The sequence below is a fragment of the Pseudomonas sp. B3G-3 genome (assembly GCF_028640915.1).
Lineage (GTDB): Bacteria > Pseudomonadota > Gammaproteobacteria > Pseudomonadales > Pseudomonadaceae > Aquipseudomonas > Aquipseudomonas chlororaphis_I.
Map to the genome: position 1 here is coordinate 126928 of NZ_JAQZAB010000107.1, position 17770 is coordinate 144697.

Sequence of the window (17770 nt, forward strand, 5' to 3'; positions counted from 1 at the left end):
CAGCGCTGTAACACTCGGGCAAACTGCAAGTCTGGTTAATTACTCAATCCCACCCTGACTGAGAGGACTGATCATGGTTCTGCGCTCGGAAATTCTGGTGAACAAAAACGTGCTACCTACCAAAGAACAAGCTCTGCCTGGCCGCGAAACCCCGATGACCGTGCCAGCCGAACACTTCGTCAACGGCAACCCGCTGCTGGGCCCATTCCCGGGCAACGTGGAATTCGCCATCTTCGGCCTGGGTTGCTTCTGGGGTGCGGAACGCAAGTTCTGGCAGCGCGAGGGCGTGTTCAGCACGTCGGTGGGCTACGCCGGCGGCTTTACCCCGAACCCGACCTACGAAGAAGTCTGCTCGGGCCTGACCGGCCACAGCGAAGTGGTGCTGGTGGTCTACGAACCGGAAAAAGTCAGCTACCAGGAACTGCTGGCAATGTTCTGGGAACTGCACAACCCGACCCAGGGCATGCGCCAGGGTAACGACATCGGCACCCAGTACCGCTCGGTGATCTATGCCACCAACCCGACCCAGCTGGAGCAGGCCAAGGCCAGCGAAAAAGTGTTCCAGGCCGAGCTGACCAAGGCCGGGCTGGGCACCATCACCACGGAAATCGAAGAAGCCCCGACCTTCTACTACGCCGAGGCCTACCACCAGCAGTACCTGGCGAAGAACCCGGAAGGCTACTGCGGGATCGGCGGCACAGGCGTGACCTGCCCGATCTGACCCGTAGCCGCTGACGAGGCACGAGGCTGCGATGCGGTCCGCAGGAGCGCCCTCGGGGGCCGCTTCGCTGCCCATCGCAGCCTCGTACCTCGGCAGCGGCTACAACCTCACATTATTCAGCGATCAGCCAATCCATCTGCCAGCCGCCCTGGGTCTGGCCCAGTTTCTGCGCCAGCCAAGGCAGCAGCTCGCGCAACTCCTCTTCAAGCCCCCACGGCGGGTTGGCGATCGCCAGGCCCGAGCCATTCAGGCTGTTCGGGGTGTCCAGCGGGTGCACCAGCAATTCCACACGCAAAAGCTTCGGCGCGCCGGTACCGGCCAGGTCCTGGTAGAAGCGGCGTAGCGCCCGCTGATCCTTGACCGGGTACCAGATGGCCGCCACGGTCTGGCGCATCCGGCCGATGGCTTCTTTCAGCGACGCGGCGCAACGCTGCATTTCGTCGAGCTGTTCGAACGGCGGGTCGATCAACATCACCGCGCGCTTCTCGGCCACCGGCAACAATGCCCGCGCCACATGCCAGCCCTCGCCCAGGTGGACTGCCACCCGGCGATCGCCCTTCATGTTTTCCTTGAGCAGCAGTCCGTCTTCCGGGTGCTTCTCGTTGAGCAACACGCGGTCCTGGGGGCGGGTCAGGCGCCGCGCCAGCTCGGGCGAGCCCGGGTAATAACGCAGCTCGCCATCGGGGTTCATCTTGTGCAGCACCGCCATGTAGTCGGCGGTCAGCGCTGGCAGGTCCTGCTCGCCCCACAGGCGCGCGATGCCTTCCAGGTACTCGCCGGTGCGGTTGGCCTGATCGCCCTGGAGGTCGTACAGGCCGATGCCGGCATGGCTGTCCAGATAGGCGAACGGCTGCTCCTTGCGCGACATCAGGGCGATGAGGCGGGTCAGGGTCAGGTGTTTGAAGACGTCGGCGTGGTTGCCGGCGTGGAAGGCGTGACGATAGTTCATGGTTGCTCCTGCGCAGGGGGCGAAGTTTACCCTGTGCCACGGCCGGCGTCAGGTCGTGTCGGGAAGCTCCCTGGCGCAAAACGCACCCATGAAAAAGCCCGCATCCCAGGGAATGCGGGCTTTTCGAGTCACTGCAAGGGCGCCGCCTCAGCGGCTCCCGATCAGTGGTTGAGCTTGTAGTCTTTCTCGGCCGCCTCGAAACGCTGGACCATGCCGACGCTCGGCGCGCTCATCTTGCTCACCAGCAGGATGGCCAGGCTGGCGAAGATGAAGCCCGGGATGATTTCGTACAGGCCCAGCAGGTTGAAGTGCTTCCACAGGATCACGGTCACGGCACCGACGATGATGCCGGCCAGCGCGCCGTCGCGGGTCATGCCTTTCCACAGTACCGAGATCAGCACCACAGGGCCGAAGGCCGCGCCGAAACCGGCCCAGGCGTAGCTGACCAGGCCCAGTACGCGGTTTTCCGGGTTGGCGGCCATGGCGATGGCGACCAGGGCAACCAGCAGCACCATGGCACGACCGACCCACACCAGCTCCAGCTGGGAAGCATGTTTACGCAGGAAGGCCTTGTAGAAGTCTTCGGTCAGGGCACTGGAGCACACCAGCAGTTGGCAGCTCAAAGTACTCATCACCGCCGCCAGGATGGCCGACAGCAGCACACCGGCCAGCCAAGGGTTGAAGAGGATCTTCGCCAATTCAATGAACACCCGCTCGTGGTTCTCGGTCACGGGACCGGCCACTTCCGGGTGCGCCGAGAAGTAGGCGATACCGAAGAAGCCCACGGCCACGGTGCCGCCCAGGCACAGGATCATCCAGGTCATGGAGATGCGACGGGCGTTGGCGATCGACTTGACCGAGTCCGCGGCCATGAAGCGTGCCAGGATGTGCGGCTGGCCGAAGTAGCCCAGGCCCCAGCCCATCAGCGAGATGATGCCGATGAAGGTGGTGTTTTTCAGCATGTCGAAGTTGCTTGGGTCCTGGGCTTCGATCGCCAGGAAGGTGGTGTCGACGCCACCGGTGGCCAGCAGCACGATGATCGGTGTCAGCAGCAGGGCGAAGATCATCAGGGTGGCTTGCACGGTGTCGGTCCAGCTCACTGCCAGGAAACCACCGACGAAGGTGTAGGCGATGGTCGCCGCGGCACCGGCCCACAGCGCGGTCTCGTAGGGCATGCCGAAGGTGCTTTCGAACAGACGGGCACCGGCGACGATGCCGGAAGCGCAGTAAATGGTGAAGAACACCAGGATCACGATCGCGGAGATGATCCGCAGCAGCCCGCTCTTGTCCTCGAAGCGGCTGGAGAAGTAGTCCGGCAGCGTCAATGCATCGCCGTTGTGTTCGGTTTGTACTCGCAGACGACCGGCGACGAACAGCCAGTTCAGGTAGGCACCGACGATCAGGCCGATGGCGATCCAGCTCTCGGACAGGCCGGACATGTAGATGGCGCCCGGCAGGCCCATCAACAACCAGCCGCTCATGTCGGAAGCGCCGGCGGAAAGCGCGGTCACCACGCTACCCAGGCTGCGGCCACCGAGGATGTAGTCAGAAAGGTTGTTGGTCGAGCGATAGGCCATGAAGCCGATCAGCACCATAGCTGCGATGTAGATCACGAACGTGATCAAGGTTGGATTGCTTGCACTCATTGAGTTACGCCCTGGCTTTGTTTTTATGTAGCGGCGGTCAGCACCACCGCTCTCAAACGACTACGTTGGAGAGACGGCTGGGTACTCCGCGCATTTATGACTGATGTTTCCCCAGGAAAGCCATCAGCCGATGAACCAGTCGCGAGGACCGGTTGCACCTTGGGCGCGAATGCTATTCAACAACTCAAAGAAGGTGCAACCTGTTTCGCGAGAATAAGTTGCACCTAAGCGATTTTTCCGGCGAACGCCGCGTTTTTGCTCCTTTTTGGAGCAAAAACCCGGTGCGACAGAATTAAAAGCACCAAGCAGAAGCGCCGCTGCGGAACTAGAAATTAATTCCTGATGAGCTGCCTATTATTCCGATAAAAAACAGGTTGCACCCGGTTGCACCTCTTTCGGCGCGCGGCTAATCTTGCCGCCAGCTGATGCCACGCAACCGTGGTAAACATGAGGATAAAAATATGGCTACCACCACCCTTGGGGTCAAACTCGACGACCCGACCCGCGAACGCCTGAAGGCCGCCGCGACCTCGATCGATCGCACGCCGCACTGGCTGATCAAGCAGGCAATTTTCAATTACCTGGAAAAACTCGAGGGTGGTGCAACCCTGACCGAGCTGAGCGGTTCGACCCGCACCGATGGCGATGACGCCGGCGAAGTACAGACCGACCACGCCCACCAGTGCTTCCTCGAATTCGCCGAAAGCATCCTGCCGCAATCGGTGCTGCGCGCCTCGATCACCGCTGCTTATCGCCGCCCGGAACCAGAAGTGGTACCGATGCTGCTGGAGCAGGCGCGCCTGCCGGCCAGCATGGCCGAAGCCACCAACAAGCTGGCCGCGACCATCGCCGAGAAACTGCGCAACCAGAAGAGCGCCGGCGGCCGTGCCGGTATCGTCCAGGGCCTGCTGCAGGAGTTCTCCCTGTCGTCCCAGGAAGGCGTGGCCCTGATGTGCCTGGCCGAAGCCCTGCTGCGCATCCCGGACAAAGGCACCCGTGACGCGCTGATCCGCGACAAGATCAGCACCGGCAACTGGCAGCCGCACCTGGGCAACAGCCCGTCGCTGTTCGTCAACGCCGCCACCTGGGGCCTGCTGCTGACCGGCAAGCTGGTCGCCACCCACAACGAAGCCGGCCTGACCTCATCCCTGAGCCGCATCATCGGCAAGAGCGGCGAGCCGATGATCCGCAAGGGCGTCGACATGGCCATGCGCCTGATGGGCGAGCAGTTCGTCACCGGCGAAACCATCGCCGAAGCCCTGGCCAACGCCAGCAAGTTCGAAGCCAAGGGCTTCCGCTACTCCTACGACATGCTCGGCGAAGCGGCACTGACCGAGCACGACGCGCAGAAATACCTGGCGTCCTACGAGCAGGCCATCCACTCGATCGGCAAGGCCTCCCACGGTCGCGGCATCTATGAAGGCCCGGGCATCTCGATCAAGCTCTCGGCCCTGCACCCGCGCTACAGCCGCGCCCAGTACGAGCGCGTGATGGACGAGCTGTACCCGCGCCTGCTGTCGCTGACCCTGCTGGCCAAGCAATACGACATCGGCCTGAACATCGACGCCGAAGAAGCCGACCGCCTGGAGCTGTCGCTGGATCTGCTCGAGCGCCTGTGCTTCGAGCCACAGCTGACCGGCTGGAACGGCATCGGCTTCGTGATCCAGGCCTACCAGAAGCGCTGCCCGTACGTGATCGACTACGTGATCGACCTGGCGCGCCGCAGCCGTCACCGCCTGATGATCCGCCTGGTGAAAGGCGCCTACTGGGACAGCGAGATCAAGCGCGCCCAGGTCGAAGGCCTGGAAGGCTATCCGGTCTACACCCGCAAGGTGTACACCGACGTTTCCTATATCGCCTGCGCCCGCAAGCTGCTGTCGGTACCGGAAGTCATCTACCCGCAGTTCGCCACCCACAACGCCCACACCCTGTCGGCCATCTACCACATCGCCGGTCAGAACTACTACCCGGGCCAGTACGAGTTCCAGTGCCTGCACGGCATGGGCGAACCGCTGTACGAACAGGTGGTAGGCAAGGTCGCCGATGGCAAGCTGAACCGTCCGTGCCGCGTGTACGCACCGGTCGGCACCCACGAAACCCTGCTGGCCTACCTGGTGCGCCGCCTGCTGGAAAACGGCGCCAACACCTCGTTCGTCAACCGCATCGCCGACCAATCCATCTCCATCCAGGAACTGGTGGCCGACCCGGTCAGCCAGATCGAGCAGATGGCGACCCTGGAAGGCGGCTTCGGCCTGCCGCATCCGCGCATTCCATTGCCGCGTGACCTGTACGGCAGCGAGCGCGCCAACTCCGCCGGCATCGACATGGCCAACGAACACCGCCTGGCGTCGCTGTCCTGCGCCCTGCTGGCCACCGCCCACAACCACTGGAAAGCCGCGCCGATGCTCGGTTGCGCCTCCAGCAGCGAAACCCCGGCGCAGGTCTTGAATCCGTCCGATCACCGTGACGTGGTCGGCCATGTCCAGGAGGCCACAGTCGAAGACGTCGACAACGCCATCCAGTGCGCGCTGAACGCCGCACCGATCTGGCAGGCCACGCCGCCGGCCGAGCGCGCGGCGATCCTCGAACGCGCCGCCGACCTGATGGAAGGCGAGATCCAGCCGCTGATGGGCCTGCTGGCCCGCGAAGCCGGCAAGACCTTCGCCAACGCCATCGCCGAAGTGCGCGAAGCCGTGGACTTCCTGCGCTACTACGCGGTGCAGGCACGCAACGATTTCAGCAACGACGCGCACCGCCCGCTGGGTCCGGTGGTCTGCATCAGCCCGTGGAACTTCCCGCTGGCGATCTTCAGCGGCCAGGTCGCCGCTGCCCTGGCCGCCGGTAACCCGGTACTGGCCAAGCCGGCCGAACAGACGCCGCTGGTCGCCGCACAGGCCGTGCGCCTGATGCTCGAAGCCGGCATTCCGGAAGGCGTGCTGCAACTGCTGCCGGGCCGCGGCGAAACCGTCGGTGCCCGCCTGGTGGGCGACGATCGGGTCAAAGGCGTGATGTTCACCGGTTCCACCGAAGTCGCGCGCCTGCTGCAACGCAACGTCGCCGGCCGCCTGGACGCCCAGGGCCGACCAATCCCGCTGATCGCCGAAACCGGTGGCCAGAACGCGATGATCGTCGACTCCTCGGCCCTGACCGAACAAGTGGTGATCGACGTCGTCTCCTCGGCCTTCGACAGCGCCGGCCAGCGTTGCTCGGCCCTGCGCGTACTGTGCCTGCAGGAAGACTCCGCCGACCGCGTGATCGAAATGCTCAAGGGCGCCATGGCCGAAAGTCGCCTGGGCAACCCTGAGCGCCTGTCCGTGGACATCGGCCCGGTGATCGACGCCGAAGCCAAGGCCGGCATCGAGAAACACATCCAGGCCATGCGTGACAAAGGCCGCAGCGTGTATCAGGTGGCGATCGCCGATGGCGAAGAAATCAAGCGCGGCACCTTCGTGATGCCGACGTTGATCGAGCTGGAAAGCTTCGACGAGTTGCAACGCGAGATCTTCGGTCCGGTGCTGCACGTGGTGCGCTACAAGCGCAAGGACATCGACCAGTTGATCGCGCAGATCAACGCCTCCGGCTACGGCCTGACCCTGGGCGTGCACACCCGCATCGACGAGACCATCGCCAAGGTGATCGACAACGTCAACGCCGGTAACGTCTACGTCAACCGCAACATCGTCGGTGCCGTGGTCGGCGTGCAGCCATTCGGCGGCGAAGGCCTGTCGGGCACCGGCCCGAAAGCCGGTGGCCCGCTGTACCTGTACCGCCTGCTGTCGACCCGTCCGACCGACGCCATCGAGCAGTCGTTCGCCCGTGGCGACGCCCTGAACGCCCCGGACGTGCGTCTGCGCGATGCCATGAGTAAGCCGCTGAGCGCCCTGCAAGCCTGGGCCGACAGCAACAAGCTGGCGGACCTCAGCGCCCTGTGCGTGCAGTTCACGGCGCAGTCGCAGAGCGGTATCACCCGCGTCCTGGCCGGCCCGACCGGCGAACGCAACAGCTATGCCATCCTGCCGCGCGAACACGTACTGTGCCTGGCGGAAGTCGAAGGCGACCTGCTGAGCCAACTGGCGGCCGTCCTGGCCGTGGGCGGTTCGGCAGTCTGGCCAGAAGGCGAGCCGGGCAAGGCGCTCTACGCCCGCCTGCCGAAGGACGTGCAAGCGCGCATCCAGCGCGTGGCCGACTGGACCAAGGACGAAGTGGTGTTCGATGCGGTCCTGCATCACGGCCACTCCGACCAGCTGCGCGCGGTCTGCCAGCAAGTGGCCAAGCGTGCCGGCGCCATCGTCGGGGTTCATGGCCTGTCGCAAGGCGAAACCTCGATTGCCCTGGAACGCCTGGTGATCGAACGCGCCTTGAGCGTCAACACCGCGGCGGCCGGCGGCAACGCCAGCCTGATGACTATCGGCTAAGCCGTCAGTCAGCAACATGAAAAGGGCGCCCTCACCGGCGCCCTTTTTCATGCCCTTCGCAAATCCCCCGTAGCCGCTGTCGAGCCCTGGCGAGGCTGCGATCGGGGCGTAGCCCCGTAAAACCAGGCGACGCGGTATGCCTGATGGATGGGGTCGTCTGGCTTGGCGCCTGCTGCGCAGGCGATCGCAGCCTCGCTGGCGCTCGACAGCGGCTACACCTGCCGTCCCCATCCCCTGTGTTTGGCACCTTTATCACCTTCATCAATCTTGCTATCCAGAGTTTATTCACCCGCCTAGACTCGGCTGAGTCCAATCACAGGTAGGCCGCCATGTCCGAGACGCTGCTCAGTTCCCGCAATCTGGCTTTCGAGCTGTATGAAGTCCTCGATGCCGAGGGCCTGACCCAGCGCGAGCGATTCGCCGAGCACAACCGGGAAACCTTCGACGCCGCCCTCGGCACCGCGCGCAGCATCGCCGAGAAGTTCTTCGCCCCACACAACCGCAAAGGCGATGAAAACGAGCCACGTTATGAAGACGGCAAGGCGATCCTGATTCCGGAAGTGAAACCCGCGGTCGACGCGTTTCTCGAAGCCGGCTTCCTCAACGCCGCGCGCAGCTTCGAGGCCGGTGGCATGCAGTTGCCGACGCTGTTGTCCCAGGCCTGCTTCGCTCACTTCCAGGCGGCCAACGCGGCTTCCACCTCCTACCCGTTCCTGACCATGGGCGCGGCCAACCTGATCGAAAGCTTCGGCACCGAGGAGCAGAAACGGCGCTTCCTGCAGCCGATGATCGACGGGCGCTTCTTCGGCACCATGGCCCTGACCGAGCCCCATGCCGGCTCGTCGCTGTCGGATATCCGCACCCGCGCCGAACCGGCGGCGGACGGCACCTACCGGCTCAAGGGCAACAAGATCTTCATCTCCGGCGGCGATCACCCGCTGTCGGAGAACATCGTGCACATGGTGCTGGCCAAGCTGCCGGACGCACCGGCCGGGGTGAAAGGCATCTCGCTGTTCATCGTGCCCAAGTTCCTGGTCAACGACGACGGCAGCCTGGGCCCGCGCAACGACGTGCTGCTGGCCGGCCTGTTCCACAAGATGGGCTGGCGCGGCACCACCTCCACGGCGCTGAACTTCGGCGATAACGGGGAGTGTGTGGGCTATCTGGTGGGCAAGCCGCACCACGGCCTGAGCTACATGTTCCAGATGATGAACGAAGCGCGGATCGGCGTCGGCATGGGCGCGGTGATGCTTGGCTACGCCGGCTACCTGTACTCCCTGGAATACGCCCGCGAACGCCCGCAAGGCCGCCTGCCGGACAGCAAGGACCCGACTACCGCGCCGGTGTCGATCGTCCAGCACGCCGACGTCAAGCGCATGCTGCTGACCCAGAAGGCCTATGTCGAAGGCGCTTTCGACCTAGGCCTGTACGCCGCGCGGCTGTTCGACGACACCACCACCCTGCCCGACGAAGACCAGCGCAAACAGGCCCACGAACTGCTGGACCTGCTGACGCCCATCGTCAAATCCTGGCCCTCGGAGTTTTGCCTGAAGGCCAACGAACTGGCGATCCAGATCCTCGGCGGCCACGGCTATACCCGTGAATACCCGGTGGAACAGTACTACCGCGACAACCGCCTGAACCCGATCCATGAAGGCACCCACGGCATCCAGTCCCTGGACCTGCTGGGGCGCAAGCTGGCGCAGAACGGCGGCGCGGGGTTGAAACAACTGATCCGCCTGATCGCCGACACCAGCGAGCGAGCCCAGGCCCACGAAGCCCTGACGGTGCTGCGCCAACCGCTGGAAAAACTGGTGGCGCGCCTGCAAGGCGTAACCATCGGCCTGCTCACCGACCTGGCCCAGGGCAAGGTCAACAGCAGCCTGGCCAACTCGGCGCTGTACCTGAAAGCCTTCGGTCATACGGTGATCGGTTGGCGCTGGCTGGAGCAGGCGATTCGCGCACAGGAAGGCCTGGCCAGGGGCAACACGGCGGATGTGGGGTTCTACAAGGGCAAGCTGCAGGCGGCGCGCTACTTCCTGACCTGGGAAGTGCCGGCCTGTCATCACGAACTGGCCTTGCTGGAAGCACGGGACGATACCTGCCTGGGCATGCAGGACGAGTGGTTCTGAAGCGCTAAAAGCATCGCGAGCAATCGAGCGCCGCCCGGCTGCTCGCGAAAACAATCAGTCCGACACAACCGCAACGGCGTTGCAGGTTGTAGGTAAACCCATCAGTTCTGGCTGATGGTCTTGGAGATCACTTCGACCGTGGCGCTGACTTGCTCTTGGTAACGGTCAAGTTCCTGCTGATGGCGCTTTTGCATCTCGAGCTGCTGGGAACACAGGTTCATCGCCGCCAGCACCAGCAAGCGGTCACCGATCAGCGTCGGGTATTTCTTCTTGGTCTCGGCCAGGGTGGCCTTCAACATCAACGCGGCATCCAGCAGGGTCTGCTCTTCCCCGGCCGGCGCCTTGATCGAGTAGTCCTCACCGAGAATCGAGACGACTTTTACCCCGTCGGCCCCCTGCCTCATGCGCTGACAGGACCGGCGCTGACGCGTTCGACCAGGGCCTGGATACGGGCCGCGGTGGCGCCTTGCTTCTCTTCCTGTTCCATCAGGCTCAGTTGCAGGCTTTCGTTCTCATCCTTGGCCTGGGCCAGTTCTGCCTTGAGGGTTTCGTTCGTGCCCGACAGTTCCTGGTTCTGTTGCACCAGGTCACTGACAAGCTGTTCCAATTGGCTTAGGGATGCTTCCAACATTTTGATTTTCCGAGCATTTTTCAAAGGGCGCGTACGATAAAGAAAAGTCACCCTGGATGCCAGGGTTATCCCGGCGCAACGCCTTGACCTGCCTGGCGGGTGACCTTGCCTGCGAACTTTAAAGACTGTCATTCACCCATCTGGTTCCTGACACTTCGTCGCCCATCAGATCTTTCTGAAACTCTTGCTCCAGCTTCAAGAATCCATTTTTCCGCGCGATAGGTCTGGGGAGCCCTATCAACCACCGCGGCATGGATTGCGCACTCTTGAGGTAAATCCCCATGTCTCTTCGCAACATGAACATCGCACCGAGGGCATTTCTCGGCTTTGCATTCATCGGCTGCCTGATGTTGTTCCTGGGCATTTTCGCCCTGAACCAGATGAGCAATATTCGCGCGGCGACCGTCACCATCTCCACCGACAACATGCCCAGCATCCAGAGCATCGACGAGTTCACCCAGCAGATGCTGCGCCTGCAGGTGCTGTCCTATCGCCTGGTGATCAACCGCGGTTCCGAGGTGCAGGCCAAGACCCGCGAGTCGCTCGAACTCGGCAACCAGCAGATCGAAAAGATCCGCACCACCTATGAAAAGCTGGTCAGCAGCCCGGAAGAGAGCGAAGCCTACGACCACTACCTCAAGCTGCTGGCCGAATACCGCAAGCTCGAAGAGCGCATCAAAGAGCTGTCGCGCAACAACCAGTTGAGTGAACTGCAAGAGGTGCTGAACAACGAGCTGATGAAGAACTCGCAGCAGATCAACAAGGTCCTGAACCTGCTGGTACAGATCAACAGCCAGCGCTCCAAGGCCGCCAACGAGCAGGCCGCCGAGGAATACGCCTCGGCATTCAACCTGGTGGTGGCCCTGCTGGTCCTGTCTACCACCCTGACCGTGGTGTTTGCCTGGTTGCTGACCCGCAGCATTACCCAGCCCATCGCCGACGCCTTGCATGCCGCGGAACACATCGCCGGAGGCGACCTCACCCAGAGCATCCAGGTCAACGGCCGCGACGAACCCGGGCGTCTGTTGCAGGCCATGGCGACCATGCAGGAAAAACTGCGCCAGACCCTGCTGCATATTTCCGGCTCCGCCGGCCAGCTAGCCTCGGCCGCCGAAGAGCTGAACAGCGTCACCGACGAAAGCGCCCGCGGCCTGACCCAGCAGAACAACGAAATCGAACAGGCGGCCACCGCAGTGAACGAGATGACCTGCGCCGTCGAGGAAGTCGCACGCAACGCCGTGAGCACCGCCGAGGCTTCGAACGACGCCACCCAGTCGGCCAGCGAAGGCCGCAACCTGGTGCGAGAAACCGTCAGCGCCATAGAGCTCATGAGCAGCGAAGTGCAGAGTTCGGCCAACAGGATCAGCGAACTGGCCGAGGAGTCGCGCGACATCGGCAAGGTGCTGGACGTGATCCGCGGCCTGGCCGACCAGACCAACCTGCTGGCCTTGAACGCCGCGATAGAAGCCGCCCGGGCTGGCGATGCCGGACGCGGTTTCGCCGTAGTCGCCGATGAAGTACGCGCCCTGGCTTATCGCACCCAACAATCGACCAGTGAAATCGAACGCATGATCGGCAGCATCCAGAGCGGCACCGAGCACGCCGTCGAGTCAATGCGCACCAGCACCGAGCGCGCCGACTCGACCCTGAGCATCGCCCGTGGCGCCGGCGGTGCACTGGACACCATCAACACCGCGGTCAACGAGATCAACGAGCGCAACCTGGTCATCGCCAGCGCCGCCGAGGAGCAGGCCCTGGTGGCCCGCGAAGTGGACCGCAACCTGGTGAACATCCGCGACCTGTCGGTGCAATCGGCCACCGGCGCCAACCAGACCAGCGACGCCAGCCACGAGCTGTCACGCCTGGCCGTGGACCTGAACAACATGGTGGCGCGGTTCACGTTGTAGGGCCCCGCACCCAGTCGCCAACAGCTGCGATCGCCGCCTGCGCCAGCCACTACGGACTGCCATGAAGTCCGTCAGTGGTCGGCGCCAGGCGGCGATTTTTTGCCGCCTGTAAACAGGCGCAAAAGCTTTTTGACAGCATCGTATTTCAACAGGTTAGAATCGCTGGCACGCAGACTGCATGGTCAGTTTGTGCCCGCCTTTCTGCTTCTGGAGTACTGCCTTTGAATGCGACGACCATCAACAGCCTGTTCTTGATCGGCGCGTTGCTGGTAGGTGCGAGCATTCTGGTGAGTTCCCTTTCGTCCCGCCTCGGTATCCCGATCCTGGTGATCATCCTGGCCGTGGGCATGGCCGCTGGCGTCGACGGCGGTGGCATCATTTTCAACAACTACCCGACCGCCTACCTGGTGGGCAACCTCGCACTCGCGGTGATTCTCCTCGACGGCGGCCTGCGCACCCGGGTCTCGAGCTTCCGCGTGGCCTTGTGGCCGGCGTTATCGCTGGCCACCGTCGGCGTGATGATCACCACCGGCCTGACCGGCATGGCGGCCGCCTGGCTGTTCGACCTGAACCTGATCCAGGGCCTGCTGATCGGCGCCATCGTCGGCTCCACCGACGCCGCGGCGGTGTTCTCGCTGCTGGGCGGCAAGGGCCTGAACGAGCGGGTCACCGCCAGCCTGGAGATCGAGTCGGGCAGTAACGACCCGATGGCGGTGTTCCTCACCGTGACCCTGATCGACATGCTCGCCAGCGGCCAGACCGGCCTGCACTGGAGCCTGCTGGGGCATCTGCTGCGCGAATTCGGCATCGGCGGCCTGATCGGCCTGGGCGGCGGCTGGCTGATGCTGCAACTGGTGAACCGGATCAACCTGGCCACCGGCCTGTACCCGATCCTGGTGATCGCCGGCGGCCTGGTGGTCTTCGCCCTGACCAACGCTCTGCATGGCAGCGGCTTCCTCGCGGTGTACCTGTGCGGCCTGGTGATCGGCAACCGCCCGGTGCGCAGCCGCCACGGCATCCTGCATATGCTCGACGGCATGGCCTGGCTGTCGCAGATCGGCATGTTCCTGGTGCTCGGCCTGCTGGTCACGCCCCACGACCTGCTGCCCATCGCTCTGCCGGCGCTGGGCCTGGCGCTGTGGATGATCCTGTTCGCCCGCCCGCTGTCGGTGATGGTCGGCCTGTTGCCGTTCAAGGCCTTCCACGGCCGCGAGAAAGCCTTTATTTCCTGGGTCGGCCTGCGCGGCGCGGTGCCGATCATTCTCGCGGTGTTCCCGTTGATGGCCGGGCTGCCCGAAGCCCAGCTGTACTTCAACCTGGCCTTCTTTATCGTGCTGGTGTCCCTGCTGGTGCAAGGCACCAGCCTGCCGTGGGTCGCCAAGCTGCTGAAGGTCACGGTGCCACCGGAGCCGGCGCCGATCTCCCGCGCCGCCCTGGAAGTGCATGTCACCAGCGAATGGGAGCTGTTCGTCTACCGCCTCGGCGCGGAAAAATGGTGCATCGGCGCAGCGTTGCGCGAGCTGAAAATGCCCGAAGGCACCCGTATCGCCGCCCTGTTTCGCCACCAGCAACTGCTCCATCCGTCGGGTAGTACGGTGCTGGAAGCCGACGATCTGCTCTGTGTCATCGGCCATGAACACAACCTGCCAGCCCTCGGAAAACTCTTCAGCCAGGCACCGCAACGGGGCCTCGATCTGCGCTTCTTCGGCGACTTCGTTCTCGAAGGCGACGCCCAGCTGGGCGCGGTTTCGGCGCTGTACGGGCTGAAACTCGAAGGGCTCGATCCGGACATGCCGCTGAGCCGCTTCATCACCCAGAAAGTGGGGGGCGCTCCGGTGGTCGGCGACCAGGTGGAATGGAACAACACCATCTGGACCGTTGCCGTGATGGACGGGAACAAGATCAGCAAAGTGGGCGTCAGATTCCCCGAAGGAAGTCGCCCGGGCCCCGGACTCTTCCTCTAAACTGCCTAACTTCTCATCCAGCTTGACCGGTCTTTATGCCAATCCTGCGTACCCTTTTCGCCATTGCCCTGCTGGGCCTGAGCCTTTCTGTCGGCCCATTGCAAGCGGCCGAGCCGCCCAGTGCCGAGTCCGTCCAGCAGAGCCTGGATAAAATCGCCGAGCGCAAATTGCCGGAAGCCGATCAAAAGGCCCTGCAAGCGGTGCTGCAACAGACGCTGACCCAACTGTCGAACAAGCAGGATTACGAGCAGCGCCTGAACGATCTCAAGCAGCAGCTGAGCAATGCCCCGCGCCAGACCAGCGAGAACCAGCGCGAGCTGACCCGCCTGAAAGCCACCAAGGTGGTGCCGGTGGCCCAACGTTACGCCAACCTGCCGGTATCGCAGCTCGAACAGTTGCTGACCGAGCGCACCACCCAGCAGGGTGACATGCAGAAAGCCCTGGCCGAGGCCAACAGCCTGGCGATTACCGCGCAGACCCGCCCCGAGCGCGCCCAGGCCGAGATCAGCAGCAGCCAGACCCGCACCCAGCAGATCAATACGATCCTCAAGAACGGCAAGGACGCCGGCAAGCCGATCAATGCCGACCAGCGCAATCAGCTCAATGCCGAACTGGCGGCGATCAACGCGCTGATCCCGCTGCGCCGCCAGGAACTGGCCGGCAACAGCCAGCTGCAGGACCTGGGCAACAGCCAGCACGACCTGCTGATGGAGAAGACCGCGCGCCTGGAGCAGGAAATCCAGGACCTGCAGACCCTGATCAACCAGAAGCGCCTGGCCCAGTCCCAGGAAACCGTCACCCAGCAATCGATCGAAGCGCAAAAGGCCGGCAGCAGCAGCCTCCTGGCCACCGAAAGCGCGGCCAACCTGAAGCTCTCCGACTACCTGCTCAAAAGCACCGACCGCCTCAACGAGTTGACCCAGCAGAACCTGCAGACCAAGCAGCAGCTCGACAGCGTGACCCAGAGCGATGCCGCGCTGGACGAGCAGATCAGCGTGCTCAAGGGCAGCCTGCTGCTGTCGAAGATCCTCTATAAACAGAAGCAGGCGCTGCCGCACCTGCGGCTCGACCGCGACCTGGCCGACCAGATCGCCGACATCCGCCTGTACCAGTTCGAGGTCAACCAGCAACGCGAGCTGATCAGCAGCCCCAGCAGTTACGTCGACAACCTGCTGGCTACCCAGCCATCCGAACAAGTCACCCCGCAGCTGCGCAAAACCCTGCTGGACCTGGCCATCACCCGCGCCGACCTGCTGGAACGCCTGAGCCGCGAGCTGAGCGCGCTGCTCAACGAATCCATCACCCTGCAGCTCAACCAGAAGCAACTGCTGAGCACCTCGCAAAGCCTGCGCGCAACCCTCGACGAACAGATGTTCTGGATTCCCAGCAACAAGCCGCTGGACAGCGAATGGCTGCAGACCATACCGCTGCGCCTGGCAAAACAGGTCACCACCCTGCCCTGGTCGTCCAGCCTGAGCGAGCTGGCCGACGGCCTGGCGCAACGGCCGCTGCTGTTCCTGCCATTGCTGTTGCTGATCGCGGCCCTGCTGTGGCGGCGCAAGAACCTGTACCTGCGCCTGAACAAGGTTCACAAGGACATCGGTCACTTCAAGCGCGACAGCCAATGGCACACGCCGCAGGCGATCCTGGTCAACATCCTGCTGGCGATGCCGGTCGCCCTCGGCCTGGCGCTGTGCGGCCTGGCCTTGCAGATCGACGCCCGCGGGCAGAACGCCAACCTCGGCGCGGCGCTGCTGCAGATGGCCCAGGCCTGGCTGGTGTTCTATACCGCCTACCGGATCCTCGCCCCCGGCGGCGTGGCGGAACTGCACTTTCGCTGGGAAAAGCCCCAGGTCGAATTCCTCCAGAGCTGGGTCCGTCGCCTCGGGCTGGTGGTCATGGCGCTGGTGGCGGTGGTCGCCGTGGCCGAACATCAACCGGCGGCGCTGGCCGATGACGTGCTCGGCATCGCCGTGGTCCTCACCTGCTACGCCCTGATGGCCTGGCTGCTCAGCCGCCTGCTGCTGAGCAGCCCGACGCACCAGAACGCCTCGCTGTTCCGCAAGGCGGTGGCGGTGCTGTTCACCGCGCTGCCGATCGCTTTGTTCATCGCCGTATGCTTCGGCTACTACTACACCGCGCTGAAGCTCAGCGACCGCCTGATCAATACCTTGTACCTGCTGATGTTCTGGCTGGTGATCGAAGCCACTTTCGTCCGCGGGCTGGGCGTCGCCGCCCGGCGCCTGGCCTACCAGCGGGCCCTGGCCAAACGCCAGGCCGCCAAGGAAGCCGGCGACGGCGAAGCGGTGGTCGAAGAGCCGACCCTGGACATCGAGAAGGTCAACGAACAGTCCCTGCGCCTGATCCGCCTGGCCCTGCTCGGTGGTTTCATCGCCGGGCTGTACTGGGTCTGGTCGGACCTGATCAGCGTGTTCTCCTACCTGGACAACATCACCCTCTACGAATACACCAGCGGTACCGGCGCCAACATGAGCATGGTGCCCATCAGCATCGGCGACATGCTCGGCGCGCTGATCATCGTCGGCATCACCTTCGCCCTGGCGCGCAACCTGCCTGGGCTGCTGGAGGTGCTGGTACTGTCCAGGCTGAACCTGGCCCAGGGCAGCGCCTACGCGACCACCACGCTGCTGTCCTATGTGATTGCCGGCGTCGGCTTCGTCTCGACCCTGTCGACCCTCGGCGTCAGCTGGGACAAGTTGCAATGGCTGGTGGCTGCGCTGTCGGTGGGCCTGGGTTTCGGCATGCAGGCGATCTTCGCCAACTTCATCTCCGGCATCATCATCCTGTTCGAGCGGCCGGTGCGCATCGGCGACACCATCACCATCGGCAACCTGTCGGGCACGGTGAGCAAGATCCGCATCCGCGCCACCACCATCACCGACTTCGATCGCAAGGACATCATCGTCCCGAACCAGACCTTCATCACCGGGCAACTGATCAACTGGTCGCTGACCGACACCGTCACCCGGGTGACCCTCAAGCTCGGCGTCGACTACGGTTCGGACCTGGACCTGGTCAAGGAGCTGCTGCTCAAGGCCGCCCGCGATAACCCGCGGGTACTGAAAGAACCCGAGCCGCATGTGTACTTCCTCAACTTCGGCGAAAGCACCCTGGACCACGAACTGCGCATGCACGTGCGCGAGCTGGGGGACCGCAACCCGGTGCTCGACGAGGTCAACCGCTTCATCAACCGCGAGTTCAAGAAGCAGCACATCAACATCTCGTTCCGCCAGATGGAGGTCTACCTGAAGAACCTCCATGGCCAGGAATACAAGATGGTGCCCATCGAGCCGGAGACCAAGACCATCGTCCCGCTGCCCGACGGCAAACCGCAGCAGGAACCGCCCTCCAGCAGGCTCGACTAAGGGCGCTATCCCTAGCAGA

General features: G+C 63.7%; 9 protein-coding genes and 2 pseudogenes. 7 read left to right on the plus strand and 4 right to left on the minus strand.

Features of this window, described 5'->3' with window-relative positions:
* Window positions 1–73 precede the first annotated feature (73 nt).
* Window positions 74–721 carry a peptide-methionine (S)-S-oxide reductase MsrA gene (gene msrA / locus PVZ80_RS16365; protein ID WP_009046641.1) on the plus strand — a complete coding sequence of 216 codons (648 nt, stop codon included), beginning with the start codon at window positions 74–76 and terminating at the stop codon, window positions 719–721.
* Between the two features lie 112 nt (window positions 722–833).
* On the opposite strand, the gene PVZ80_RS16370 is transcribed toward msrA, so the two are convergent.
* On the minus strand, window positions 834–1670 hold the full coding sequence (locus PVZ80_RS16370) for a 23S rRNA (adenine(2030)-N(6))-methyltransferase RlmJ (protein WP_016704476.1): 837 nt from the start codon (window positions 1668–1670) through the stop codon (window positions 834–836).
* 161 nt (window positions 1671–1831) lie between these two features.
* Window positions 1832–3316 carry a sodium/proline symporter PutP gene (putP, locus tag PVZ80_RS16375; RefSeq protein WP_009046639.1) on the minus strand — a complete coding sequence of 495 codons (1485 nt, stop codon included), beginning with the start codon at window positions 3314–3316 and terminating at the stop codon, window positions 1832–1834.
* 461 nt (window positions 3317–3777) lie between these two features.
* Here putP and putA point away from each other — a divergent pair, with 461 nt between their 5' ends.
* Together putA and PVZ80_RS16385 are read left to right on the plus strand one after the other, a co-directional pair.
* Entirely contained in the window at window positions 3778–7731 is a 3954-nt protein-coding gene (putA, locus tag PVZ80_RS16380; RefSeq protein WP_124339511.1) for a trifunctional transcriptional regulator/proline dehydrogenase/L-glutamate gamma-semialdehyde dehydrogenase, read from the plus strand.
* Between the two features lie 329 nt (window positions 7732–8060).
* Window positions 8061–9863: an acyl-CoA dehydrogenase gene (locus PVZ80_RS16385; RefSeq protein WP_028683760.1), complete on the plus strand. Its 1803-nt coding sequence runs from the start codon at window positions 8061–8063 to the stop codon at window positions 9861–9863.
* 101 nt (window positions 9864–9964) lie between these two features.
* Here PVZ80_RS16385 and PVZ80_RS16390 read toward each other — a convergent pair whose 3' ends face one another.
* On the minus strand, window positions 9965–10267 hold the full coding sequence (locus PVZ80_RS16390) for a cell division protein ZapA (RefSeq protein WP_009041856.1): 303 nt from the start codon (window positions 10265–10267) through the stop codon (window positions 9965–9967).
* A complete protein-coding gene (locus PVZ80_RS16395; RefSeq protein ID WP_007926810.1) occupies window positions 10264–10494 on the minus strand; it encodes a hypothetical protein in 231 nt (76 codons plus the stop codon). Before PVZ80_RS16395 ends, PVZ80_RS16390 begins: the two co-directional genes overlap by 4 nt.
* A gap of 347 nt (window positions 10495–10841) precedes the next feature.
* Between PVZ80_RS16395 and PVZ80_RS34000 the strand changes: the two are divergent.
* The 4 genes and pseudogenes from PVZ80_RS34000 to mscK all read left to right on the plus strand — a co-directional run.
* Window positions 10842–11546 (plus strand): annotated as a pseudogene (locus PVZ80_RS34000) (MCP four helix bundle domain-containing protein); the annotation flags it as partial.
* Window positions 11547–11804: 258 nt separating this feature from the next.
* Window positions 11805–12401, plus strand: a pseudogene (locus PVZ80_RS34005) (methyl-accepting chemotaxis protein); the annotation flags it as partial.
* Window positions 12402–12622: 221 nt separating this feature from the next.
* Entirely contained in the window at window positions 12623–14365 is a 1743-nt protein-coding gene (locus PVZ80_RS16405; RefSeq protein ID WP_038630427.1) for a potassium/proton antiporter, read from the plus strand.
* A gap of 35 nt (window positions 14366–14400) precedes the next feature.
* Window positions 14401–17751 (plus strand): mechanosensitive channel MscK, encoded by a 3351-nt coding sequence (mscK, locus tag PVZ80_RS16410; RefSeq protein ID WP_009046633.1) that lies wholly within the window; start codon window positions 14401–14403, stop codon window positions 17749–17751.
* Window positions 17752–17770: the final 19 nt, after the last annotated feature.